This is a genomic window from Pseudomonas fluorescens group sp. PF-69 (genome assembly GCF_054481235.1).
Genome location: NZ_JBTMNC010000001.1, coordinates 545626 through 569133, shown reverse-complemented (window position 1 = coordinate 569133; position 23508 = coordinate 545626). Strand labels below are relative to the sequence as shown.

Below are 23508 nucleotides of genomic sequence, written 5' to 3'. Positions count from 1 at the left end.
GTGAGGGCGCTAGGCGCCCCCGGCGATGTAGCTACACGGTTTTACTTTTCGATGCTGACACCCGAGAAGACGTTGCGACCGAACGGGCTCACCTTGAACCCTTCGATTTTGGCGCTCAACGGTTGGTTGACCGTCGAGTGGGCGACTGGCGTGATCGGCACTTGCTGCTTGAGCAACTGCTGCGCCTGTTTGTAAAGCACGGTGCGCTGGTCATGGTCGGTCACGACCTTGGCCTGCTTGATCAGCTTGTCGTAAGCCGGATCGCACCACATGGAGTAGTTGTTGCCACCAATGGCATCGCAGCTGTAGAGCGTGCCGAGCCAGTTGTCCGGGTCACCGTTGTCGCCGGTCCAGCCGATCAGGCTGATGTCGTGCTCGCCATTCTTGGTGCGCTTGATGTACTCGCCCCACTCGTAGCTGACGATCTTGACCTTGAGACCGATCTTCGCCCAGTCAGCCTGGAGCATTTCGGCCATCAACTTGGCGTTGGGGTTGTACGGTCGCTGGACCGGCATGGCCCAGAGGGTGATTTCGGTGCCTTCTTTCACGCCGGCAGCCTTGAGCAGTTCCCTGGCTTTTTCCGGGTTGTAGGCGGCGTCTTTGATAGTGTCGTCGTAGGACCATTGGGTCGGTGGCATGGCGTTGACGGCCAGTTGCCCTGCGCCCTGGTAAACGGCGTTGAGAATGCCTTGCTTGTTCACCGCCATGTCCAGTGCCTGGCGCACTTCAAGCTGGTCGAACGGCTTGTGGCGTACGTTGTAGGCGATGTAACCGAGGTTGAAGCCGGGTTTCTCGATCAACTGCAGCTTCGGGTCGCTTTTCAGTGCGGTCACATCGGCAGGGCGCGGGTGCAGGGTGATCTGGCACTCATTGGCCTTGAGTTTCTGCACGCGTACCGACGCATCGGTGTTGATGGCGAAGATCAGGTTGTCGAGCTTGACCCGGCTCGGGTCCCAGTACTGCTTGTTGCCGGTGTAACGGATGTTCGAGTCTTTCTGGTAGCTCTTGAACACGAACGGCCCGGTGCCGATCGGTTTCTGGTTGATGTCGCTCGGCTTGCCTTCGGCCAGCAGCTTGTCGGCGTATTCGGCGGAAAGGATGGCGGCGAAGCTCATGGCGATGTTCTGAATGAACGCGGCGTCGACGCTGTTAAGCGTCATGACCACGGTCAGCGGCCCGGTCTTTTCGACCTTGGCGATGTTCTTGTTCAGGCTCATGCCGTTGAAATACGGAAATTCGGTCGGGTAAGCCTTACGGAAAGGTTGTTGCGGATCGAGCATGCGGTTGAATGTGAACAGCACATCATCGGCGTTGAAGTCACGAGTCGGTGTGAAGTACTTGGTCGTGTGAAACTTCACCCCGGGACGAAGGTGGAAGGTGTACTTGAGGCCGTCCTCGGAAATATCCCAACGTGTGGCCAGGCCCGGTACGACATTGGTCGCGCCTTTTTCGAACTCTGCCAGGCGGTTGTACAGCGGCTCGGCGGCGTCGTTATCGGTCGCGGTCGTGTACTGCGCGGTGTCGAAGCCAGCAGGACTGCCTTCGGAGCAGAACACCAGGCTGTTGTTGGCTGCCTGGCTCATGGAAGTGGCGGCCAACAGGCCGGAGCCCAGCAGTGCGGATAAAACCAAGGTATGGCGCATAACGCTTCCTCTCGTTCAGTGTTTTGACAATGAGCCGTCGTCCCGTCCGCGGACGTGGAGGCTTCACTGGTTTCAAGCCATTGCGTGCATCAGGAAAACCGATGACCCACGCATAAGCTGGTCGGATCCCGACGGTATGAATCGTGGGTCCGGCAGTAAATGCGTAGAGTCCGAAAGACTCGTAGGAAATGACGACGCGTCCTAACGGACTGCTGTAGTCAGCAGACGATTTGGATGTAGGCGGATTCCTGCTTTCTCGGGTAATACGGCAATGGCGACGTCAAAAACGTCGCCATTGCCGAACCTTATTTGCTGACGCTGACACCGTAGAAGGAGTTCAAGCCAAACGGGCTGATCTTGAAATCCTGCACTTCGGTGCGCATGGGTTGGAACACCGTCGAGTGAGCGATAGGTGTCATTGGAGTCTGGTCTTTCAGAATGTGTTGAGCCTGTTTGTACAGCTCGGTGCGCTTGGCCTGATCCGAGGTGCGCTTGGCTTGCTTGACGATGTCGTCAAACGGCTTGTAGCACCACTTGGAGAAGTTGTTGCCTTCCAGCGAGTCGCAACCGAACAGCACGTTCAGCCAGTTGTCCGGATCACCATTGTCACCGCTCCAGCCAATCAGCATTGCCTGGTTCTCGCCACCTTTGGAGCGCTTGATGTACTCGCCCCACTCGTAGCTCTGGATCTTGACCTTGAGGCCGATCTTGGACCAGTCGGACTGCAGCATTTCTGCCATCAGCTTGGCGTTCGGGTTGTATGGACGCTGTACCGGCATCGCCCAGAGCACGATTTCGGTGCCCTCTTTGACGCCCGCTTCCTTGAGCAGCTCTTTGGCTTTCTCGGGGTTGTACGGCGCATCCTTGATGGTGGTGTCGTAGGACCACTGGGTCGGCGGCATGGCGTTGACGGCCAATTGGCCGGCGCCCTGGTACACGGAGTCGATGATCTGTTGCTTGTTGACGGCCATGTCCAGCGCCTGGCGAACCTTCAGGTCGGCCAGCGGGTTGGCCTCGGTCTGACCCTTGACCTTGGGCATCACGTTGTAGGCGATATAACCCAGGTTGAAACCAGCCTGGTCAGGCAGCTTCAGGGTCTTGTCTTCGCGCAGCGCCTTCAGGTCGGCCGGACGCGGGAACAGAGTGACCTGGCACTCGTTCTTCTTCAGCTTCTGGATACGTACCGACGGGTCGGTGGTGATGGCGAAGATCAGGTTGTCGATCTTGACGTCTTCAGGCTTCCAGTAGTCCTTGTTCCCGGTGTAGCGGATGTTGGAGTCTTTCTGGTAGCTCTTGAACACGAACGGACCAGTGCCGACCGGCTTCTGGTTGATGTCGGCGGCCTTGCCTTCCTTGAGCAGCTGGGCAGCGTACTCGGCGGACTGGATCGAGGCGAAGCTCATGGCCATGTTCTGGATGAACGCGGCATCGACGTCTTTGAGGGTGAACTTGACAGTGTGGTCGTCGACTTTATCGATCTTGGTGATGTTGGTGTCCATCCCCATGTCGGTGAAGTACGGGAATTCGGTCGGGTACGCTTTGCGGAACGGGTCATCCTTGTTAATCATGCGATTAAAGGTGAACAGCACGTCGTCGGCGTTGAACTCACGAGTTGGCTTGAAATACGGGGTGGTGTGGAACTTGACGCCTTCACGCAAGTGGAAGGTGTAGGTCAGGCCGTCATCGGAGACGTCCCACTTGGTCGCCAGCCCAGGAACTACGGCGGTACCGCCGCGCTCGAACTGGGTCAAACGGTTGAACATGGTCTCGGCTGAGGCGTCGAAGTCGGTTCCGGTGGTGTATTGACCCGGATCGAAACCGGCCGGGCTCCCTTCGGAGCAGAACACCAGGTTAGTCGCAGCTTGGGCGAAAGGCGCGGCCGCTAATAAGCCGGCACCTAATAGAAACGGAATGACCGCGTGTTTAAGCATGGTGGCCTCATGATTTGTTGTCATTTTTTGGTTTTGAGGACGACCTCGTGAGTCGTGCCTGCGGATACTTATGCAGGGGCCATACCCAATGCAAGATCCTGAGTGACTACAAGCCTTAAACAGTGGCACGAACGTACCTTAATGTCGCATATGTATAAAACTTGACGCATTTGACCGTTTGCGCGGTGTTTTTACCGTGCAATTGGCGCCCCTTTTTGGTGCGTTAAGGCCTTGGGGGCGCCCGTGGGTGGGGCGAGGTGTTACCTATTTATACCCCTGTCCCTCAATGGGGGCGCGGGTAAATGGGAGCCATTATCGTTGCCAGGCTCGTGGGCAAGTTGTACGAAGTGCAACTGCGATTGTTGTCCGGGTATTCCTGTTTATTTCAAGAATCAGCATAGACGTCGGTTTGCAAAAAAAAAGGCGATCACTAGAGTGATCGCCTTTTTTGCCTACCGGTTATGAATCAAGGCATCAGCACTTCAATCGAGCCGTCGGCTGTCATGCTGACCTGGCTGGTGCCCGCTTCCACTTCCGGCGTGACCGGAGCGGCGTCCATGCTGGCAGCTTTCATCATCATCGGTACGCGCATGTACGGTTGTGGATAGCCGTTGCTGTTGAGGTTCAGGTTGACGATCTTGTAGCCCTTGCCCCCCAGTGCATCAGTGGCCAGTTGGGCGCGGGCCTTGAACGCGGTCACGGCGTCCTTGAGCAGGGCGTCTTCGCTGGCCTTGCGGGTTGGCGTGGCGATGGCGAAGTCCATGCCGCCCATCTTCAGGTCGGTGAGCAGTTCGCCGGTGAGTTTCGACAGTGCGGCGAAGTCCGAGCTTTCCAGGCGCAGCTCGGCGCGTTCACGCCAGCCAGTGATCTTTTGACCCTTGGTGTCATAGATCGGGTAGCTGTTGCGGCTGCCCTGGCGCAACGTGATGTCCTTGACCTGTTTGGCCTGGGCCAGCGCCTTGTTCATGGTGGTGCTGACGTCAGCGGCGAGTTTGGCCGGGTCGCTGTTTTGTTCTTCGGTATAGAGGGTCACGATCATCAGGTCGCGAGCCACTTCCTGACTGACTTCGGCGCGCAGTGAAATCTGGTTGTAATGAAGCTCGTCGGCAGCCTGGGCCGGGAGGCTGGCGATCGCGCCAATGCTCAGGGCGAGGAGGGCGGCGCTGCGGCGGAATGTGTGCATGAAAGCTCCTTGAAGGGTGCGCAGGGGTCTGTTCCGGGCCTGCGTGAAACCATCAGACTCTAGCCGCTACGATCCGGTTCGCACAGTTACAACTTCTATACAGATACACATGCCCCCTGTAGGAGTGAGCCTGCTCGCGATGAACCTGAGAGCACCGAGGGGTGCCAGGTTCCCAGCGTCCTCGTTGACGACCATCGCGAGCAGGCTCGCTCCTGCATGTGGCCGTTTGCCGCACTTTTTCCTGTCAGCCCCCGCGCTTGGTTATACTCCCGGCGATCCGCCTGGAGCGCTCATCAGGAGAGCTCATGCTCGCCCCCGTTCAAATTACCTCTGCAACTCGCCAGAATCTCTGGCGGCTGACGTTCATCCGCACTTTGGTGTTGGCCGCCCAGGCCGGTTCCGTGGGCCTGGCCTACTGGTTTCAATTGCTGCCGTTGCCCTGGTTCCAGCTGGCGGCGACCCTCGGTTGCTCGATGCTGTTGTGTGCGTTCACGGCGATTCGCCTGCGTACGTCATGGCCGGTGACAGAGCTCGAATACGCCTTGCAACTGGCCTGCGACCTGTTTATCCACAGTGCCTTGCTGTACTTTTCGGGCGGCTCGACCAACCCGTTCGTGTCTTATTACCTGGTGCCACTGACCATCGCGGCCGTGACATTGCCGTGGCGTTATTCGGTGATCCTGTCCGGTATCGCGTTGACGATGTACACCCTGTTGCTGGCGCGTTTTTATCCGTTGCAGACCTTCCCGATCGCTCGGGAAAACCTGCAGGTCTACGGGATGTGGCTGAGTTTTGCCCTCGCCGCGGCGGTCATCACCTTCTTCGCCGCGCGCATGGCCGAAGAGTTGCGCCGTCAGGAAGAACTGCGCGCCATTCGCCGCGAAGAAGGGCTGCGCGACCAGCAATTGCTGGCCGTGGCCACCCAGGCGGCCGGCGCCGCCCATGAACTGGGTACGCCACTGGCGACCATGAGCGTGTTGCTCAAGGAAATGCGCCAGGATCACCACGACCCGATGCTGCAGGACGACCTGAGCGTGCTGCAGGATCAGGTCAAGCTGTGCAAAGAGACCTTGCAACAACTGGTGCGTGCCGCCGAAGCCAATCGCCGCCTGGCCGTGGAGATGCAGGACGTCACCGATTGGCTCGATGAGGCACTGAACCGCTGGCACCTGATGCGCCCGGAAGCCAGCTATCGCTTCCAGCGCCTGGGTCAAGGCAAGGTGCCGCGCTTGGCACCACCGCCGGACCTGACCCAGGCCTTGTTGAATTTGTTGAACAACGCCGCCGATGCCTGTCCCGAGGGCCTGCAAGTGACGCTGGACTGGGATGCGGATAACCTGACGATCAGCATTCGCGACCACGGTGCCGGTGTACCGCTGGCCATCGCCGAGCAGATCGGCAAGCCATTTTTTACCACCAAGGGCAAAGGTTTCGGCCTGGGCCTGTTTTTGAGCAAGGCCAGCGTGACACGCGCCGGCGGCTCAGTGAAACTCTACAGTCATGAGGAAGGCGGCACGCTCACCGAGCTGCGCCTGCCCCGTGTCGCCCGAGGAGACCAACATGAGTGACGAAATCCAAGTCGAAGGCGAAGAACTGCCGCATTTGCTGCTGGTCGATGACGACGCAACATTTACCCGCGTCATGGCCCGTGCGATGGCTCGCCGTGGTTTTCGCGTCAGTACCGCCGGTTCCGCCGAAGAAGGCCTGGCGATGGCCCAGGCCGATCTGCCGGACTACGCCGCCCTGGACCTGAAAATGGACGGCGACTCGGGTCTGGTGTTGTTGCCCAAGTTGCTGGAAATGGACCCGGAAATGCGCGTGGTGATCCTCACCGGTTACTCGAGCATCGCCACCGCCGTCGAGGCGATCAAGCGCGGCGCCTGCAACTACCTGTGCAAACCGGCGGATGCCGACGACGTGCTGGCCGCGCTGCTTTCCGAGCATGCCGACCTCGATAGCCTGGTGCCGGAGAACCCGATGTCGGTCGACCGTCTGCAGTGGGAGCATATCCAGCGCGTGCTGACCGAGCACGAAGGCAACATCTCCGCCACGGCCCGCGCCCTGGGCATGCATCGCCGCACGCTGCAGCGCAAACTGCAGAAGCGCCCCGTTCGCCGCTGAACCTGTGCTGAACGAATGCGGGTAGCTCCTCGCGACAAACCGAACCGATCATCTATGATCGGTTCGTGCGTGTTTTTTTCTTTATCGAGCCTTTTCCATGAATCAGAACGCTGAATATTCTGCGGTCAACGATGCGGTGCACGGGCAGTTTTTCCGCAAAGTGTGGGCGATGACCACGCCTTACTGGCGCAGTGAAGAGAAGGGCAAGGCCTGGACGTTGCTGATCGCCGTGATTGCCCTCTCGTTGATCAGCGTCGGAATCTCGGTGTGGTTCAACACCTGGTACAAAGACTTCTACAACGCCCTGCAGAAGAAGGATGAGGCGTCGTTCTGGACGTTGATCCTGTATTTCTGCGCCATTGCCGCCGTGGCGATTATCGGCGCGGTGTACCGCCTTTACCTGACCCAGATGCTGACCATACGCTGGCGGGCCTGGCTCACCGAAAAGTATTTCGCCCGCTGGCTCAGCGACAAAAATTACTATCGGCTGGAGCAGGGCGGTTACACCGATAACCCGGACCAGCGGATATCGGAAGACCTCAACAACTTCACCTTAAACACGCTGAGCCTGGGCCTTGGGCTGATTAGCAATGTCGTGAATGTGGTGTCTTTCTCGGTCATCCTGTGGGGAGTATCGGGCAGCATCGAAGTGTTGGGCTTTACCATTCCCGGCTACATGTTCTGGTGCGCGTTAGTGTATGCGGTAGCTGGTAGCTGGCTCACGCATTTGATCGGCCGTCGTTTGATCGGCCTGAACAACCAACAACAACGCTTCGAAGCCGACCTGCGTTTCTCCATGGTCCGGGTTCGTGAAAATGCCGAAAGCATTGCGTTATACAACGGCGAACCCAACGAAAACCGCCGCCTTAGCGGTCGTTTCGGGATGGTTTGGCATAACTTCTGGGACATCATGAGGGTGTCCAAGCGCCTGACTTTTTTCACTCGAGGTTACACACAGATAGCGATCATCTTTCCGTTCATGGTCGCGGCGCCGCGTTACTTCTCCGGCAAGATCGAACTCGGTGAACTGATGCAAATCAGCTCGGCTTTCGGCAACGTCCAGGAGAGTTTCAGCTGGTTTATCAGCGCGTACCAGGACCTCGCCTCGTGGCGCGCCACCTGTGATCGTCTGTTGAGTTTCCGTCAGGCCATGGTCGACAACGAAGAGTGTGTTCCGGCCATCGAGGTGCAGAATCAAGGGGATGCATTGCAGGTGCACAACCTCGGCCTCGATCTCGCTGACGGTCGCCATCTGCTGACCAACGCCGACATGACCGTGGAGGAGGGCGAGCGCGTCATGCTCAGCGGTCGCTCCGGCAGCGGCAAGTCGACCTTGCTGCGGGCAATGGGGCATCTGTGGCCGGCGGGCCACGGCAGTATCCGTCTGCCGGCGGCGCGTTACCTGTTCCTGCCGCAGAAACCCTATCTGCCGATTGGTACGTTGCGTGAGGCGTTGAGTTATCCACAGGCTGGTGATACCTATCCCGACGAGCGTTATGTGCACGTTTTGGAAACTTGCCGACTGCCGCATTTGGTGGCGCGCCTTGACGAAGCCAATCACTGGCAGCGCCTGCTGTCGCCCGGTGAGCAGCAACGCCTGGCCTTCGCCCGCGCCCTGATTTATGCGCCGCAATGGTTGTACATGGATGAAGCGACTTCGGCGATGGATGAAGAGGATGAGGCTTCGCTGTATCAGGCGCTGATCGATGAGTTGCCGGGACTGAGCATCATCAGCGTCGGCCATCGCAGCAGTCTCAAGCGGTTCCATCCGCGGCACATTCGTATCGAGAATGGCCGCCTGGTAGACCAGGCTGTGACCGCCTGAACACCGCATTCCCTGTAGGAGCGAGCCTGCTCGCGATGTTGGTTAACGATAACGCGTGCTACCTGGATGCACGCGGCGCTCGTCAGTCCATCGCGAGCAGGCTCGCTCCCACACAGGGTGATGGGTGATCGTACAACCGTGTTGAGCTATGATGCGGTTTCAACCGAATTTTTCGAGACAGATGTTCACCATGGAAAACCTGAACGACACACCACGCCTCCCTCGCAAGCGCCGCAGCCTCGCGCAGGAACTGGTGACGGTGCTGTCCGAGCAGATCCGCGACGGCCACCTCAAGCGTGGTGACAAGTTGCCCACCGAGTCGGCGATCATGGATGCCCATGGCGTCAGTCGCACGGTGGTGCGCGAGGCGATTTCCCGTCTGCAGGCGGCAGGGCAGGTGGAAACCCGCCACGGTATCGGCACCTTCGTCCTCGACACCCCGAGCCCGAGCGGTTTCCGTATCGATCCGGCGACAGTGGTGACCTTGCGTGATGTGCTGGCCATCCTGGAGCTGCGCATCAGCCTGGAGGTGGAGTCCGCCGGTCTGGCCGCGCAACGCCGAACCCCAGAGCAGTTGGCGTTGATGCGCGCGGCACTGGATGCCTTGAATGAAAGCGTTTCCCACGCCGGCGATGCCGTGGCCTCGGACTTCCAGTTCCACCTGCAAATCGCCCTGTCGACCGGCAACCGCTACTTCACCGACATCATGACCCACCTGGGCACCAGCATCATTCCGCGCACCCGCCTCAATTCCGCGCGGCTGGCCCACGATGATCAGCAGCACTACATGAATCGCCTGAGCCGCGAGCACGAAGAAATCTACGATGCGATTGCTCGCCAGGATTCCGATGCGGCCCGCGCGGCCATGCGTTTGCACCTGACGAACAGCCGTGAGCGGTTGCGTCATGCCCATGAAGAGGCTGAGGCGCAGCGGGGGTAGTTTTCAACTCCGCCTGATCGTTTGCCTGATCGACCGCTTTCGCGAGCAGGCTCGCTCCCACATTTGAACTGCGGTGAACACTATTTGTGCGCACCCTAATCCCTGTGTGGGAGCGAGCCTGCTCGCTATAGGGCCATCAGCCATTTCCCACATCCTCCAGCGTGTTTGCTCAGTCCTCCAATCTTCTGACAACGTATCTCTTCGAGTCGGCGGGTGCTCCGCTTTTCCTGCCCCAATAGCCGCTGAAACCCCTGTCTCGCATTACGCTTGTCGAACAATTTACACCCACGGCGATGAAATGCAGTTGACGGTTATATTTTAAGTTGTACGATGACCTACAACTTCAGCGAAGGCTGAACGGTTTTCTCACACACAAACGTCGCTACCCAGGGTGTTCGAATAATGAATCCACAAGAACTGAAGTCCATCCTTTCTTCCGGCCTGTTGTCTTTCCCGGTCACCGATTTCAATGCCCAGGGCGATTTCCACCGCGCTGGCTACATCAAGCGTCTCGAATGGCTGGCCCCATACGGCGCCTCGGCTCTGTTCGCCGCAGGCGGCACCGGTGAGTTCTTCTCTCTGGCGGCCAGCGAATATTCGGAAATCATCAAGACGGCCGTCGACACTTGCGCCACCAGCGTGCCGATTCTGGCCGGTGTTGGCGGTTCGACCCGTCAAGCCATCGAATACGCGCAGGAAGCTGAACGTCTGGGCGCCAAGGGCCTGTTGTTGCTGCCGCATTACCTGACCGAAGCGAGCCAGGACGGCGTTGCCGCCCACGTTGAAGCCGTGTGCAAATCGGTCAACATCGGTGTCGTGGTCTACAACCGCAACGTTTGCCGTCTGAATGCGCCGCTGCTGGAGCGTCTGGCCGAGCGCTGCCCGAACCTGATCGGCTACAAGGACGGCCTGGGTGATATCGAGTTGATGGTGTCGATCCGCCGCCGCCTCGGTGACCGCTTCAGCTACCTGGGCGGCTTGCCGACCGCTGAAGTCTACGCCGCTGCCTATAAGGCGCTGGGCGTGCCGGTCTACTCCTCGGCAGTGTTCAACTTCATCCCGAAAACCGCGATGGACTTCTACCACGCGATCGCTCGTGACGATCACGCCACCGTTGGCAAGATCATCGACGACTTCTTCCTGCCCTACCTGGACATCCGTAACCGCAAAGCCGGTTACGCCGTGAGCATCGTCAAGGCCGGGGCAAAAATTGTCGGTCACGACGCTGGCCCCGTGCGTGCACCGCTGACCGATCTGACGGGCGAAGAGTATGAAATGCTCGCCGCGCTGATCGACAAGCAGGGCGCGCAGTAACACATCCGGTTTAACGGGGCCGCTGAGTATTCCGCGGCCTTTTGCGTGAGATCTTTTTGTTTCGAGGGCAGTCCCGTGACACATGCAAAGCGTTTCGACAACTACATCAACGGCGAATGGGTCGCGGCCAGCGATTACGCGACCAACATCAACCCGTCCGAGCTCAGCGATGCCATCGGCAACTACGCCAAGGCAGACCTGGCCCAAGTCCACGCCGCCATCGATGCCGCCCGTGCCGCGTTTCCGGCGTGGTCGACGTCCGGCATTCAGGCGCGTCACGATTCCCTGGATAAAGTCGGCACTGAGATTCTCGCCCGTCGCGAAGAGCTCGGCACGTTGTTGGCTCGGGAAGAGGGCAAGACCCTGCCCGAAGCCATTGGCGAAGTGACCCGCGCCGGCAACATTTTCAAGTTCTTCGCCGGTGAATGCCTGCGCCTGTCCGGCGACTACCTGCCGTCGGTGCGTCCGGGCGTCAACGTTGAAGTCACTCGCGAAGCCTTGGGCGTGGTCGGTCTGATCACCCCGTGGAACTTCCCGATTGCCATCCCGTCGTGGAAAATCGCCCCGGCCCTGGCCTACGGCAACTGCGTCGTGCTCAAGCCGGCGGACCTGGTGCCAGGTTGCGCCTGGGCCCTGGCGGAAATCATCTCCCGCGCAGGCTTCCCCGCTGGCGTGTTCAACCTGGTGATGGGCAGCGGTCGCGTGGTGGGTGATGCACTGGTCCACAGCCCGAAAGTCGATGGCATCAGCTTCACCGGCTCCGTGGGCGTCGGTCGTCAGATCGCCGTCAGCTGCGTGTCGCGCCAGGCCAAGGTCCAGCTGGAAATGGGCGGCAAGAACCCGCAGATCATTCTCGACGACGCTGACCTCAAGCAAGCGGTCGAGCTGTCGGTGCAGAGCGCGTTCTACTCCACCGGCCAGCGTTGCACCGCATCGAGCCGCTTCATTGTCACTGCTGGTATCCACGACAAGTTCGTCGATGCCATGGCCGAGCGCATGAAGTCGATCAAGGTCGGCCACGCGTTGAAAGCGGGCACCGATATCGGTCCGGTGGTTTCGCAAGCCCAGCTTGAACAGGACATGAAGTACATCGACATCGGCCAGTCCGAAGGTGCGCGTCTGGTCAGCGGTGGTGGTTTGGTGACCTGCGATACCGAGGGCTATTACCTCGCTCCGACGCTGTTTGCCGACAGCGAAGCGGCGATGCGCATCAGCCGTGAAGAGATCTTCGGCCCGGTGGCCAACGTGGTTCGCGTCGCGGATTACGAAGCGGCATTGGCCATGGCCAACGACACCGAGTTCGGCCTGTCGGCGGGCATCGCCACGACGTCGTTGAAGTACGCCAACCACTTCAAGCGCCACTCCCAGGCCGGGATGGTCATGGTCAACCTGCCGACCGCTGGTGTGGATTACCACGTTCCGTTCGGCGGGCGTAAAGGTTCATCCTATGGCTCCCGCGAGCAAGGCCGCTATGCGCAAGAGTTCTACACGGTCGTGAAGACCAGTTACATCGGCTCGTAAGGCAATACCCCCTGTAGGGAGCGAGCCCTGCTCGCGATGGTCTTGAAGTCGCCACAGTCAACCTGATGCCCCGCGTCATCGTTGACCACCATCGCGAGCAGGCTCGCTCCTACAGGGGCCGCACCCGTTTCACCCGCGCATAAAAATAATCAGTGGGAGTACATCTACATGCAATCGACCAAGCCGACTCACGTCCGCTATTTGATCCTGCTCATGCTGTTCCTGGTGACCACGATCAACTACGCCGACCGGGCTACCATCGCCATTGCCGGCTCCAGCCTGCAAAAAGACCTCGGCATCGACGCGGTCACCCTCGGCTACATCTTCTCGGCATTCGGTTGGGCCTACGTGGCCGGGCAAATTCCCGGTGGCTGGCTGCTGGACCGTTTCGGCTCGAAAAAAATCTATGCCTTGAGCATCTTCACCTGGTCGCTGTTCACCGTCCTGCAGGGTTATGTCGGTGAGTTCGGCATGTCCACGGCGATTGTCGCGCTGTTCATGCTGCGCTTCCTGGTGGGCCTGGCCGAAGCGCCGTCCTTCCCTGGCAACGCGCGCATCGTGGCGGCCTGGTTCCCGACCGCTGAACGCGGTACGGCATCGGCGATCTTCAACTCCGCGCAATACTTCGCCACGGTGCTGTTCGCGCCGCTCATGGGCTGGATCGTCTACACCTTTGGCTGGCAGCACGTGTTTGTCGTGATGGGCAGCATCGGCATCGTGTTCTCGCTGATCTGGCTGAAAGTTATCCACAGCCCGCGCCAGCACCCGATGATCAATGACGCCGAGTTCAAGCACATCGCCGAGAACGGCGGCATGGTCGACATGGACCAGGACAAAGGCCAGGGCAAAAAGGTCGACGGGCCAAAGTGGGACTACATTCGCCAGTTGCTGACCAATCGCATGATGCTCGGCGTCTACCTCGGCCAATACTGCATCAACGGCATCACTTACTTCTTCCTGACCTGGTTCCCGGTGTACCTGGTGCAAGAGCGCGGCATGACCATCCTCAAGGCCGGTTTCATTGCCTCGTTGCCAGCGATCTGCGGCTTCATTGGCGGTGTGCTCGGCGGGGTGATTTCCGACTACCTGCTGCGCAAGGGCCACTCCCTGACCTTCGCCCGCAAGGCACCGATCATCGCCGGCCTGCTGGTTTCCAGCAGCATCGTGGCGTGTAACTACGTCGACATCGAATGGATGGTCGTGGGCTTCATGGCCCTGGCGTTCTTCGGCAAAGGCGTGGGCGCGCTGGGCTGGGCGGTGGTCTCCGATACTTCGCCGAAACAGATCGCCGGGTTGAGCGGTGGCCTGTTCAACATGTTTGGCAACCTCGCCTCGATCACCACCCCGATCGTGATCGGTTACATCATCAGCTCCACCGGATCGTTCAAATGGGCGCTGGTGTTTGTCGGTTGCAACGCACTGGTCGCGGTGTTCAGCTATCTGGTCATCGTCGGTCCGATCAAACGCGTTGTGCTTAAAGAACCACCGATGAGCGGTCCTGAAATGAATAACAAATTGTCTCAAGCGCATTCCTGAGGAGCGGCGTCATGCAGTTGATTGAACATTCCGACTCGCCGCGCTACATCCGCCTGCACGAGCGGGACAATGTGGTGATCGTGGTCAACGATCAGGGGGTTCCGGCCGGCACCGCGTTTGCCGATGGCCTGGTCACCGTGGATTTCGTGCCACAAAGTCACAAGGTCACCCTGGAGGACATCCCCGAGGGCGGACAGGTGATTCGTTACGGCCAGACCATTGGCTATGCCTTGCAGCCGATTCCACGTGGCAGTTGGGTCAAGGAAGACCAATTGCGCATGCCCACCGCGCCACCGCTGGACAGCCTGCCGCTGTCCACCGAAGTGCCGGCCGCGCAAACCCCGCTGGAGGGCTATACCTTCGAGGGTTATCGCAACGCCGACGGCACGGTTGGCACGCGTAACATTCTCGGCATCACGACCACGGTGCAGTGCGTTACCGGCGTGCTGGACCATGCGGTCAAGCGCATCAAGGACGAACTGCTGCCCAAGTACCCGAACGTCGATGACGTGGTGGCGCTGACCCACAGTTACGGCTGCGGCGTGGCGATCACCGCCACCGATGCCTACATCCCGATTCGCACCGTGCGCAATCTGGCGCGCAACCCGAACCTGGGGGGCGAGGCCCTGGTGATCAGCCTGGGCTGCGAGAAATTGCAGGCCGGGCAAGTGATGCACGAGAACGACAGTTCGGTGGATTTGAGCGAGCCCTGGTTATATCGCCTGCAGGACTCCAGTCACGGTTTTACCGAGATGATCGAGCAGATCATGGCGCTGGCCGAGACCCGTTTGAAGAAGCTCGATCAGCGCCGTCGGGAAACCGTGCCGGCGTCCGAGCTGATCCTGGGCATGCAATGCGGTGGCAGTGATGCGTTCTCCGGGATCACCGCTAACCCGGCCCTGGGTTACGCCTCGGACTTGCTGCTGCGTGCGGGTGCGACGGTGATGTTCTCCGAAGTGACCGAAGTGCGCGACGCGATCTACCTGCTGACCTCGCGCGCGCAAACCAGGGAAGTCGCTCAGGAGCTGGTGCGGGAAATGGACTGGTACGACCGTTACCTGGCCAAGGGCGAGGCGGATCGCAGCGCCAACACCACGCCGGGCAACAAGAAGGGCGGGCTGTCGAACATTGTCGAGAAATCCCTGGGGTCGATCGTCAAGTCCGGTAGCAGCGCCATTACCGGCGTGCTCGGCCCAGGCGAGCGCTTCAAGGAAAAAGGCCTGATCTTCTGCGCAACGCCGGCCAGCGACTTTGTCTGCGGGACGTTGCAGTTGGCGGCGGGGATGAACCTGCACGTGTTCACCACCGGTCGTGGCACGCCTTATGGATTGGCCATGGCGCCCGTGGTGAAGGTATCGACCCGCACTGAGCTGGCACAGCGCTGGCCGGACCTGATCGACATCGACGCCGGGCGAATCGCCACCGGACGCGCCTCCATCGAGGACCTCGGCTGGGAGTTGTTCCACTACTACCTGGATGTGGCCAGCGGCAAGAAGCAGACGTGGGCCGAAAAGCACAAGCTGCATAACGACATCACCTTGTTCAACCCGGCGCCAATCACGTAAGACCGCGTCGGCTGCATCGCTGGCAAGCCAGCTCCCACAGGAATCTTCTGCGTTGCATAAGACGTATGAACACCGAGGAACCTGTGGGAGCTGGCTTGCCAGCGATAGCGTTCTACCAGACGGCGAGGGACTTGCTGGCTTATCATTAGCCCCCTAACGACGCTCACCCAAGGTTATCCCCGGCATGCTGGCCATTTTCCTCGAAACCCTGAACATCACCGCACCGGTGTTCGCCATGCTGTTTCTGGGGGTGCTGCTCAAGCGCATCGATTGGATCAACGATAACTTCATCCACACCGCGTCGGCGCTGGTGTTCAACGTCAGCATGCCGGCGTTGCTGTTTCTCGGCATCCTGCATGCCGACCTGCACGCCGCGCTGCAGCCAGCGCTGCTGATCTATTTCTCCCTCGCCACCCTGGTGTGCTTTGCCATCGCCTGGGGCTGGGCGATTTTCAAGTGCCCGCGAGAAGACCGCGGGATCTACACCCAGGGCGCATTTCGCGGTAACAACGGGGTCATCGGCCTGGCACTGGCGGCGAGCATGTACGGCGATTACGGGATTTCCCTGGGAGCGATTCTCGCGGCGCTGGTGATCCTGTTCTACAACACGCTGTCGACCATCGTGCTGGCGGTGTACAGCCCGGTAATCAAGTCCGATCCGTGGAGCATTTGCAAAAGCGTGTTCAGCAATCCGCTGATCATCAGCGTGATCGCGGCGGCACCGTTTGCCTACTTCAAGATCGGTTTGCCGGGATGGCTGGAAACTTCCGGCCAGTACCTGGCGCAGACCACCCTGCCGTTGGCATTGATCTGCATTGGCGGCACGCTGTCGCTGGCGGCGATGCGCAAGAGCGGGCCGATGGCGCTGAGTTCAAGTCTGGTGAAGATGCTCGGCTTGCCGATACTGGCGACGCTCGGCGCGTGGCTCTGGGGTTTTCGTGGCGCGGAGTTGGGGATTCTGTTCCTGTACTTCGGCAGCCCGACGGCGGCGGCCAGTTTTGTCATGGCCCGGGCAGCCAATGGCAATCATGAACTGGCGGCGGCGATCATCGTCATTACCACGTTGATGGCGGCGGTCACCACCAACGTCGGGATCTTTTTGTTGCAGTGGGGCGGGTGGATCTAGTCGCTGAAGAGTCGGTGCTTTTTAGGGCCTCATCGCGAGCAGGCTCGCTCCCACATTTGGAATGCATTCCCTGTGGGAGCGAGCCTGCTCGCGATGTCACTCCGGCTTCTGGTAGGTATCAATCACTTCCTGCGCCGCCCGGAATGCGTCGATCGCCGCCGGCACGCCGGCATACACCGCGCAATGCAGCAGCGCTTCACGAATTTCTTCCACGGTGCAGCCATTGTTCAGCGCACCGCGCACGTGGCCTTTCAATTCCTGCGGGCACTTCAGCGCTGTCAGGGCGGCGAGGGTGATCAGGCTGCGGGTTTTAAGCGGCAAGCCTTCGCGGCTCCAGACGCTGCCCCAGGCGTGTTCGTTGACGAAATCCTGTAGCGGCTGGGTGAACTCGGTGGCGTTGCCCAGCGCGCGGTCGACGAAGGCGTCGCCCATCACTTGGCGGCGTACTTCAACGCCGGTCTTCTTGTTCTCGGTCATGGCAATTCTCTCTTGTGGTGTTGGCGATGCCAGGCGCGCAGCGACGTGAACAGCAAAAACGCCACCAGCGCCGGCAGGACGAAAAACAGCATCAGGTGTTCAAGCTTGGCCGCCAATGGCATACCGGTGGTGAACGACACCACGTGCAGGCCGTAAGCCAGGTACAACCCCAGAAACAGCAAGCCTTCGGCACGGGTTACCCGGTAGCCGGAATAGAACACCGGCAGGCACAGCGCGGCGACGCCGAGCATCACTGGCAGGTCGAAATCCAGGGCATTGGGCGATACCGACAGGGGTGTCGGCGCGACCAGTGCGGTAAAGCCCAAAACGCCCAACAGGTTGAACAGGTTGCTGCCAATGACGTTGCCCACCGCGATCTCCCGTTCGCCACGGGAGGCGGCGATCAGCGAGGTCGCGAGCTCTGGCAGGGAAGTGCCGATGGCGACGATGGTCAGGCCGATGATCCGTTCCGACAGTCCCAGATCAGTGGCGACCGCAACCGCCGCGCCCAACAGTAAGTGGCCGGCGTACACCAGCATCGCCAGGCCGGCAACGATCATCATCAGACTTTTTAACCATGGCGCTTGCACCGGGTGCTCATGAGTCGACTGCGGACGCGCCGAGTGCTTCGACTGGCGCAGCAACAGGCCCAGGTACAGCAGCAGTGCAGTCAGGAGAATGACGCCATCGGCACGGGTCAGCTCTTCATTCCAGGCCAGCACGAACACCAGCAGGCTGGCGCCGATCATCAGCGGAATATCCAGGCGCACCAGTTGCCGTGACACCCGCAGGGGGATGATCAGCGCCGACAGGCCGAGGGTCACGAGGATATTGAAAATGCTGCTGCCGATCACGCTGCCGACGGCGATGTCGGCGTTATGCGCCAGGGTGGCTTGCAGGCTGATGGCCATCTGCGGTGCGCTGCTGCCGAGGGCGACGATGGTCAGGCCGATGATCAGTGGTCGCACATGCAGGCGCGCGGCCAGGCGCACGGCGGCACGTACCATCAGTTCGGCGCCGGCAATCAGCAGCACCAGGCCGCTGAGCAATTCGATCACGTTGATCAGGGGTAAATCGGCTAGTCCGAAGATGGTCGGGGCTCCGTTTGTCAGTCGTCGAGGGCTTGCACGCGAACCCGTGCGGTGCCGCTCTTGAGCATGCCCAGGCGTTCGGCGGCCTCGTGGGACAGGTCGATCAGGCGCCCACGGGTATGCGGCCCACGATCGTTGATGCGGACCACGCAGGATTTGTCGTTGTTCAGGTTGGTGACCTTCACCCGTGTGCCGAAGGGAAGCTGGCGATGGGCGGCGGTCAGGGAATTCCGGTCGAAACGCTCGCCGCTGGCGGTGCGTTTACCCTGGTGTTTGGCGCCGTAGTACGAGGCCATGCCGGTCTTGTCGTAGCCATGCGGGTCGACGGTATCGTTACTCGCGCAGCCGGCGAGAAGGGAAAGGAGGGCGCAGGCGCCGAGCAGACGTTTCATTTCAAAGGCTTCCCGAAACAACTGTAGGAGCGAGCCAGCTCGCGATGGAGGGTCAGCTACATCGGGGCCAGCTGACATTTCATCGCGAGCAGGCTCGCTCCTACAAGGTTTTGAGCCAGGTTTAAAAACTGGCTCCATTTCTATCAGCCTTCGAGCTTGCTTTTCAGCAATTCGTTCACTTGTTGCGGGTTGGCCTTGCCTTTGGAGGCTTTCATGGCCTGGCCGACGAAGAAACCGAACATCTTGCCGCGCTTGGCTTCGTCTGCTGCACGGTACTGCTCGACCTGCTCGGCGTTGGCCGCGAGCATTTCGTCCAGCACTGCCGAGATGGCACCGGTGTCGGTCACTTGCTTCAGACCGCGCTTGTCGATGATCTCGTCCGCGCTGCCTTCGCCGTTGGCCATGGCTTCAAACACTACCTTGGCGATCTTGCCGGAGATGGTGTTGTCCTTGATCCGCAGCAGCATGCCGCCCAGTTGCTCGGCGGAAACCGGCGACGCTTCGATGTCCAGGCCTTGTTTGTTGAGCAGGCTGCCCAACTCGACCATCACCCAGTTGGCTGCCAGCTTGGCGTCGCCGCTGATGCTCGCGACTTGCTCGAAGTAGTCCGCCTGCTCGCGGCTGGTGGCCAGCACGTTGGCGTCATACACCGACAGGCCGAACTGTTCCTGGAAACGCTCGCGTTTCTGTGGTGGCAATTCCGGCAGGGTGGCGCGCACGTCGTCGAGGAACGCGTTTTCAATCACGACCGGCAGCAGGTCCGGATCGGGGAAGTAACGGTAGTCGTTGGCTTCCTCTTTGCTGCGCATCGGACGGGTTTCGTCCTTGTTCGGATCGTACAGGCGGGTTTGCTGAATCACCTTGCCGCCGTCTTCGATCAATTCGATCTGACGCTGGATTTCGCTGTTGATCGCCTTCTCGATGAAGCGGAACGAGTTGACGTTCTTGATCTCGCAGCGGGTGCCGAACTCGGCCTGGCCTTTCGGACGGATCGACACGTTGCAGTCGCAACGCAGCGAGCCTTCGGCCATGTTGCCGTCGCAGATGCCCAGGTAACGCACCAGTGCATGGATCGCCTTGACGTAGGCCACGGCTTCCTTGGCGCTGCGCATGTCCGGCTCGGAAACGATCTCCAGCAACGGTGTGCCGGCACGGTTCAGGTCGATGCCGGTGGCACCGTTGAACTCCTCGTGCAGGCTCTTGCCGGCGTCTTCTTCCAGGTGCGCGCGGGTGATGCCGACACGTTTGACCGTGCCGTCTTCCAGGGCGATGTCCAGGTGGCCCTTGCCGACGATCGGCAATTCCATCTGGCTGATCTGGTAGCCCTTGGGCAGGTCCGGGTAGAAGTAGTTCTTGCGGGCGAACACGTTGTGCTGGCCGATCTCGGCGTCAATCGCCAGACCGAACATCACCGCCATGCGCACCGCTTCCTGGTTCAGCACCGGCAGTACGCCGGGCATGCCCAGGTCGATCAGGCTGGCCTGGGTGTTCGGCTCGGAGCCGAACGTGGTGGAACTACCGGAAAAGATTTTCGACCGGGTGGTGAGCTGGGTATGAATCTCCAGCCCGATCACGACTTCCCATTGCATGTGTGTCTCCTCAGAAGCCTAGGCAGGGGATTTTGAAACGTCGCGAGCGAAGATAAGGCAAGGCGAAAACTGGCGAGTAAGCGGAGTTGACTTTAGTCAATGAGCATTACGAGCCAGTTTTCAACGCAGCATTACCGAGCGCAGCAGTTTCAAAACCCCTGCGGGGTGCGGGTGTGCCAGTCAGTGTGTAGCTGATACTGGTGGGCAACGTTCAACAGGCGACCTTCCTGGAAGTACGGAGCGAGCAATTGCACGCCGACCGGCAAGCCATCTACAAAACCGGCAGGCATGGACAAGCCCGGCAGGCCAGCGAGGTTGGCGGTGATGGTGTAGACGTCTTCCAGGTATGCAGCGACCGGGTCGCTGTTTTTGGCGCCGAGCTTCCAGGCCGGGTTTGGCGTGGTTGGGCCGAGGATGATGTCGACCTCGTTGAAGGCCGCCATGAAGTCGTTCTTGATCAAGCGACGGATCTTCTGCGCCTTCAGGTAGTAGGCGTCGTAGTAGCCGGCCGACAGTGCGTAGGCGCCGACCATGATCCGGCGCTGTACTTCCGGACCGAAGCCTTCGCCACGGGAGCGTTTGTACAGGTCCATCAGGTTGACCGGGTTTTCGCAGCGGTAGCCGAAGCGCACGCCGTCGAAACGCGACAGGTTGGAAGAGGCTTCCGCCGGAGCGATCACGTAGTACGCAGGGATCGCGTGCTGCATGTTCGGCAGGCTGATTTCCTTGATCACGGCGCCGAGCTTTTCCAGCTCCTTGACGCTGTTGTGGATCAGATCGGCGATGCGCGGGTCGAGACCGGCGCTGAAATACTCTTTAGGCACGCCAATGCGCAGGCCTTGCAGCGAGCCGTTGAGGCTGGCGCTGTAGTCCGGCACGGGCTCGTCGATGCTGGTGGAGTCGTTCGGATCGAAGCCGGCCATACCCTGCAACAAAATGGCGCAGTCTTCGGCAGTGCGGGCCAATGGGCCACCCTGATCGAGGCTCGAGGCGTAGGCGATCATGCCCCAGCGCGAAACGCGACCGTACGTCGGTTTCAGGCCGGTGAGGTTGGTCAATGCGGCGGGCTGACGAATGGAGCCGCCCGTGTCGGTGCCAGTGGCTGCCGGCAACAGACGAGCGGCAACGGCCGCGGCCGAACCGCCGGACGAACCGCCAGGCACGTATTCCAGGTTCCACGGGTTTTTCACGGCGCCGTAGTAGCTGGACTCGTTGGCCGAACCCATGGCGAATTCGTCCATGTTGGTCTTGCCCAGGGTCACGGCCCCGGCGGCGGCCAGCTTGGCGACGACGGTGGCGTCGTAAGGTGCTTTAAAGTTGTCGAGCATCTTCGAGCCGCAGCTGGTGCGGATGCCCTGGGTGCAGAACAGGTCTTTGTGGGCGATCGGCGCGCCGAGCAGGGCGCCGCTCTCACCGTTGGCCCGGCGGGCGTCCGCAGCTTTCGCCTGCGTGAGCGCCAGGTCCTCGGTGAGGCTGATGAAACTGTTGAGCTGTGGATCGAGCTGGGCGATACGCGCCAGCAGGACTTTGGTCAGCTCTTCGGAAGAAAACTTTTTATCGGCGAGTCCGCGGGCGATCTCGGCCAGAGTCAATTGATGCATTGCAGGCTCTTTCCCTTTAGTCGATGACTTTCGGAACCAGGTACAGGCCGTTTTCGACCGCTGGTGCGATGGACTGGTAAGCCTCGCGATGATTGGTCTCGGTCACGACGTCTGCACGCAGGCGCTGGCTGGCTTCCAGTGGGTGGGCGAGCGGTTCGATACCGTCGGTATTGACCGCCTGCATTTCGTCGACCAGCCCGAGAATGCTGTTGAGGGCTGAAGTGATGTGTGGAAGATCGGCTTCATTGAGGCCCAGACAGGCCAGATGAGCGATTTTTTCCACGTCGGAGCGTTCAAGCGCCATTGGGATTCTCCAGTGGAAAACAGAACGGACGGCGTCCGTGTGTTAGATTGTCGGAACACTACCGCACTTCTACGGTCATAAGGCCGCGATTGTGGGGCTTGGTGCACAGAAAAGCGGCCAATTTAACATATTGGCGCCTTGCCCAAAATCCCTGTCGTTGTTAGAGTTTGCCGCACTTTTTTACCCACGCGTTGCCTAGGGTCCCTTTCCCATGTTCAAGAAACTGCGTGGCATGTTTTCCAGCGATCTTTCCATTGACCTGGGCACTGCCAACACCCTTATTTACGTGCGCGAGCGCGGTATCGTCCTGAATGAGCCCTCCGTTGTGGCTATTCGGACACACGGTAACCAGAAAAGTGTCGTTGCTGTCGGCACCGAAGCGAAGCGCATGTTGGGCCGTACGCCGGGCAACATTGCTGCCATTCGTCCGATGAAAGACGGCGTGATCGCCGACTTCAGCGTCTGCGAAAAGATGCTGCAGTACTTCATCAACAAGGTTCACGAAAACAGCTTCCTGCAGCCCAGCCCTCGTGTTTTGATCTGCGTTCCGTGCAAATCCACCCAGGTTGAGCGTCGTGCCATCCGTGAATCGGCCCTCGGTGCCGGTGCCCGTGAAGTATTCCTGATCGAAGAGCCAATGGCCGCTGCGATCGGTGCCGGCCTGCCGGTTGAAGAAGCTCGCGGTTCGATGGTCGTGGATATCGGTGGTGGTACCACTGAAATCGCCCTGATCTCCCTGAACGGTGTGGTGTATGCCGAATCCGTGCGTGTGGGCGGCGACCGCTTCGACGAAGCGATCATCACTTACGTGCGTCGCAACTACGGCAGCCTGATCGGTGAGTCGACGGCCGAGCGCATCAAGCAGGAAATCGGTACGGCCTACCCGGGCGGCGAAGTGCGTGAAGTCGACGTACGTGGCCGTAACCTGGCTGAAGGCGTTCCACGTGCATTCACCCTGAACTCCAATGAAGTGCTGGAAGCTCTGCAAGAGTCCCTGGCAACCATCGTTCAGGCCGTGAAGAGCGCGCTGGAGCAATCGCCTCCGGAACTGGCTTCCGACATCGCCGAGCGTGGCCTGGTCCTGACCGGTGGTGGCGCCTTGCTGCGTGACCTCGACAAGTTGCTGGCCCAGGAAACCGGTCTGCCGGTGATCGTTGCCGAAGACCCGCTGACCTGCGTTGCTCGCGGCGGTGGCCGTGCCCTGGAAATGATGGATAAACACACCATGGACCTGCTCTCCAGCGAATAAGTCGCCGGATTGCCTCTATGCTGTTGAGCGCGCAGGCGGCACTTTGCAGTGCTGCCTGTTCGCGTTTATCTTCTGTCGTCTGCATCCAGGCCGGTTTGAT

General features: G+C 60.1%; 19 protein-coding genes. 10 read left to right on the top strand and 9 right to left on the bottom strand.

Annotated elements, in window-relative coordinates:
* Positions 1–41: 41 nt before the first annotated feature.
* The 3 genes from ACX3YF_RS02655 to ACX3YF_RS02645 form a co-directional block, all read right to left on the bottom strand.
* Complete coding sequence (locus ACX3YF_RS02655) at positions 42–1643, bottom strand: ABC transporter substrate-binding protein (protein ID WP_196585107.1); 1602 nt, start codon at positions 1641–1643, stop codon at positions 42–44.
* Between the two features lie 305 nt (positions 1644–1948).
* Positions 1949–3574 (bottom strand): ABC transporter substrate-binding protein, encoded by a 1626-nt coding sequence (locus tag ACX3YF_RS02650; RefSeq protein WP_196585108.1) that lies wholly within the window; start codon positions 3572–3574, stop codon positions 1949–1951.
* Positions 3575–4040: 466 nt separating this feature from the next.
* Positions 4041–4757 carry an SIMPL domain-containing protein gene (locus tag ACX3YF_RS02645; RefSeq protein ID WP_130203937.1) on the bottom strand — a complete coding sequence of 239 codons (717 nt, stop codon included), beginning with the start codon at positions 4755–4757 and terminating at the stop codon, positions 4041–4043.
* A gap of 305 nt (positions 4758–5062) precedes the next feature.
* Here ACX3YF_RS02645 and ACX3YF_RS02640 point away from each other — a divergent pair, with 305 nt between their 5' ends.
* From ACX3YF_RS02640 to ACX3YF_RS02600, 9 genes are all read left to right on the top strand, one after another.
* Entirely contained in the window at positions 5063–6325 is a 1263-nt protein-coding gene (locus tag ACX3YF_RS02640) for an ATP-binding protein (RefSeq protein WP_130203938.1), read from the top strand.
* Positions 6318–6878: a response regulator transcription factor gene (locus ACX3YF_RS02635; RefSeq protein WP_047537624.1), complete on the top strand. Its 561-nt coding sequence runs from the start codon at positions 6318–6320 to the stop codon at positions 6876–6878. The genes ACX3YF_RS02640 and ACX3YF_RS02635 overlap by 8 nt, the downstream gene beginning before the upstream one ends.
* Positions 6879–6975: 97 nt before the next feature.
* Complete coding sequence (locus ACX3YF_RS02630; protein ID WP_448645804.1) at positions 6976–8703, top strand: ABC transporter ATP-binding protein/permease; 1728 nt, start codon at positions 6976–6978, stop codon at positions 8701–8703.
* Positions 8704–8893: 190 nt separating this feature from the next.
* A complete protein-coding gene (locus ACX3YF_RS02625; protein WP_177329342.1) occupies positions 8894–9643 on the top strand; it encodes a FadR/GntR family transcriptional regulator in 750 nt (249 codons plus the stop codon).
* Between the two features lie 402 nt (positions 9644–10045).
* Positions 10046–10957 carry a 5-dehydro-4-deoxyglucarate dehydratase gene (gene kdgD / locus ACX3YF_RS02620; RefSeq protein WP_130203940.1) on the top strand — a complete coding sequence of 304 codons (912 nt, stop codon included), beginning with the start codon at positions 10046–10048 and terminating at the stop codon, positions 10955–10957.
* A 75-nt stretch (positions 10958–11032) separates the two neighbouring features.
* Positions 11033–12478, top strand: coding sequence for an aldehyde dehydrogenase family protein (locus tag ACX3YF_RS02615; RefSeq protein ID WP_458973366.1), 1446 nt, complete (start codon positions 11033–11035; stop codon positions 12476–12478).
* Between the two features lie 168 nt (positions 12479–12646).
* Positions 12647–14014, top strand: a complete 1368-nt coding sequence (locus ACX3YF_RS02610; protein WP_458973365.1) for an MFS transporter — start codon at positions 12647–12649, stop codon at positions 14012–14014.
* An 11-nt stretch (positions 14015–14025) separates the two neighbouring features.
* Positions 14026–15579, top strand: coding sequence for a galactarate dehydratase (gene garD, locus ACX3YF_RS02605; protein ID WP_448645806.1), 1554 nt, complete (start codon positions 14026–14028; stop codon positions 15577–15579).
* A gap of 184 nt (positions 15580–15763) precedes the next feature.
* The gene (locus tag ACX3YF_RS02600) at positions 15764–16705 is read left to right on the top strand and encodes an AEC family transporter (protein ID WP_288097779.1); all 942 of its coding nucleotides are present in this window, start codon (positions 15764–15766) and stop codon (positions 16703–16705) included.
* 96 nt (positions 16706–16801) lie between these two features.
* On the opposite strand, the gene ACX3YF_RS02595 is transcribed toward ACX3YF_RS02600, so the two are convergent.
* The 6 genes from ACX3YF_RS02595 to gatC all read right to left on the bottom strand — a co-directional run bounded on the left by ACX3YF_RS02595 (position 16802) and on the right by gatC (position 22159).
* On the bottom strand, positions 16802–17182 hold the full coding sequence (locus ACX3YF_RS02595) for a carboxymuconolactone decarboxylase family protein (RefSeq protein ID WP_047537646.1): 381 nt from the start codon (positions 17180–17182) through the stop codon (positions 16802–16804).
* Positions 17179–18240: a calcium/sodium antiporter gene (locus ACX3YF_RS02590; protein WP_130203944.1), complete on the bottom strand. Its 1062-nt coding sequence runs from the start codon at positions 18238–18240 to the stop codon at positions 17179–17181. The genes ACX3YF_RS02595 and ACX3YF_RS02590 overlap by 4 nt, the downstream gene beginning before the upstream one ends.
* Positions 18241–18290: 50 nt before the next feature.
* Positions 18291–18665, bottom strand: coding sequence for a septal ring lytic transglycosylase RlpA family protein (locus ACX3YF_RS02585; protein ID WP_130203945.1), 375 nt, complete (start codon positions 18663–18665; stop codon positions 18291–18293).
* Between the two features lie 143 nt (positions 18666–18808).
* Positions 18809–20254: an Asp-tRNA(Asn)/Glu-tRNA(Gln) amidotransferase subunit GatB gene (gene gatB, locus ACX3YF_RS02580; RefSeq protein WP_090467156.1), complete on the bottom strand. Its 1446-nt coding sequence runs from the start codon at positions 20252–20254 to the stop codon at positions 18809–18811.
* 149 nt (positions 20255–20403) lie between these two features.
* Complete coding sequence (gene gatA / locus ACX3YF_RS02575; RefSeq protein WP_130203946.1) at positions 20404–21855, bottom strand: Asp-tRNA(Asn)/Glu-tRNA(Gln) amidotransferase subunit GatA; 1452 nt, start codon at positions 21853–21855, stop codon at positions 20404–20406.
* A 16-nt stretch (positions 21856–21871) separates the two neighbouring features.
* Positions 21872–22159 carry an Asp-tRNA(Asn)/Glu-tRNA(Gln) amidotransferase subunit GatC gene (gene gatC, locus ACX3YF_RS02570; RefSeq protein ID WP_047537661.1) on the bottom strand — a complete coding sequence of 96 codons (288 nt, stop codon included), beginning with the start codon at positions 22157–22159 and terminating at the stop codon, positions 21872–21874.
* A 211-nt stretch (positions 22160–22370) separates the two neighbouring features.
* On the opposite strand from gatC, the gene mreB reads away from it, so the two are divergent.
* Positions 22371–23408, top strand: coding sequence for a rod shape-determining protein MreB (mreB, locus tag ACX3YF_RS02565; protein ID WP_002555108.1), 1038 nt, complete (start codon positions 22371–22373; stop codon positions 23406–23408).
* The last annotated feature ends 100 nt before the right edge of the window (positions 23409–23508 follow it).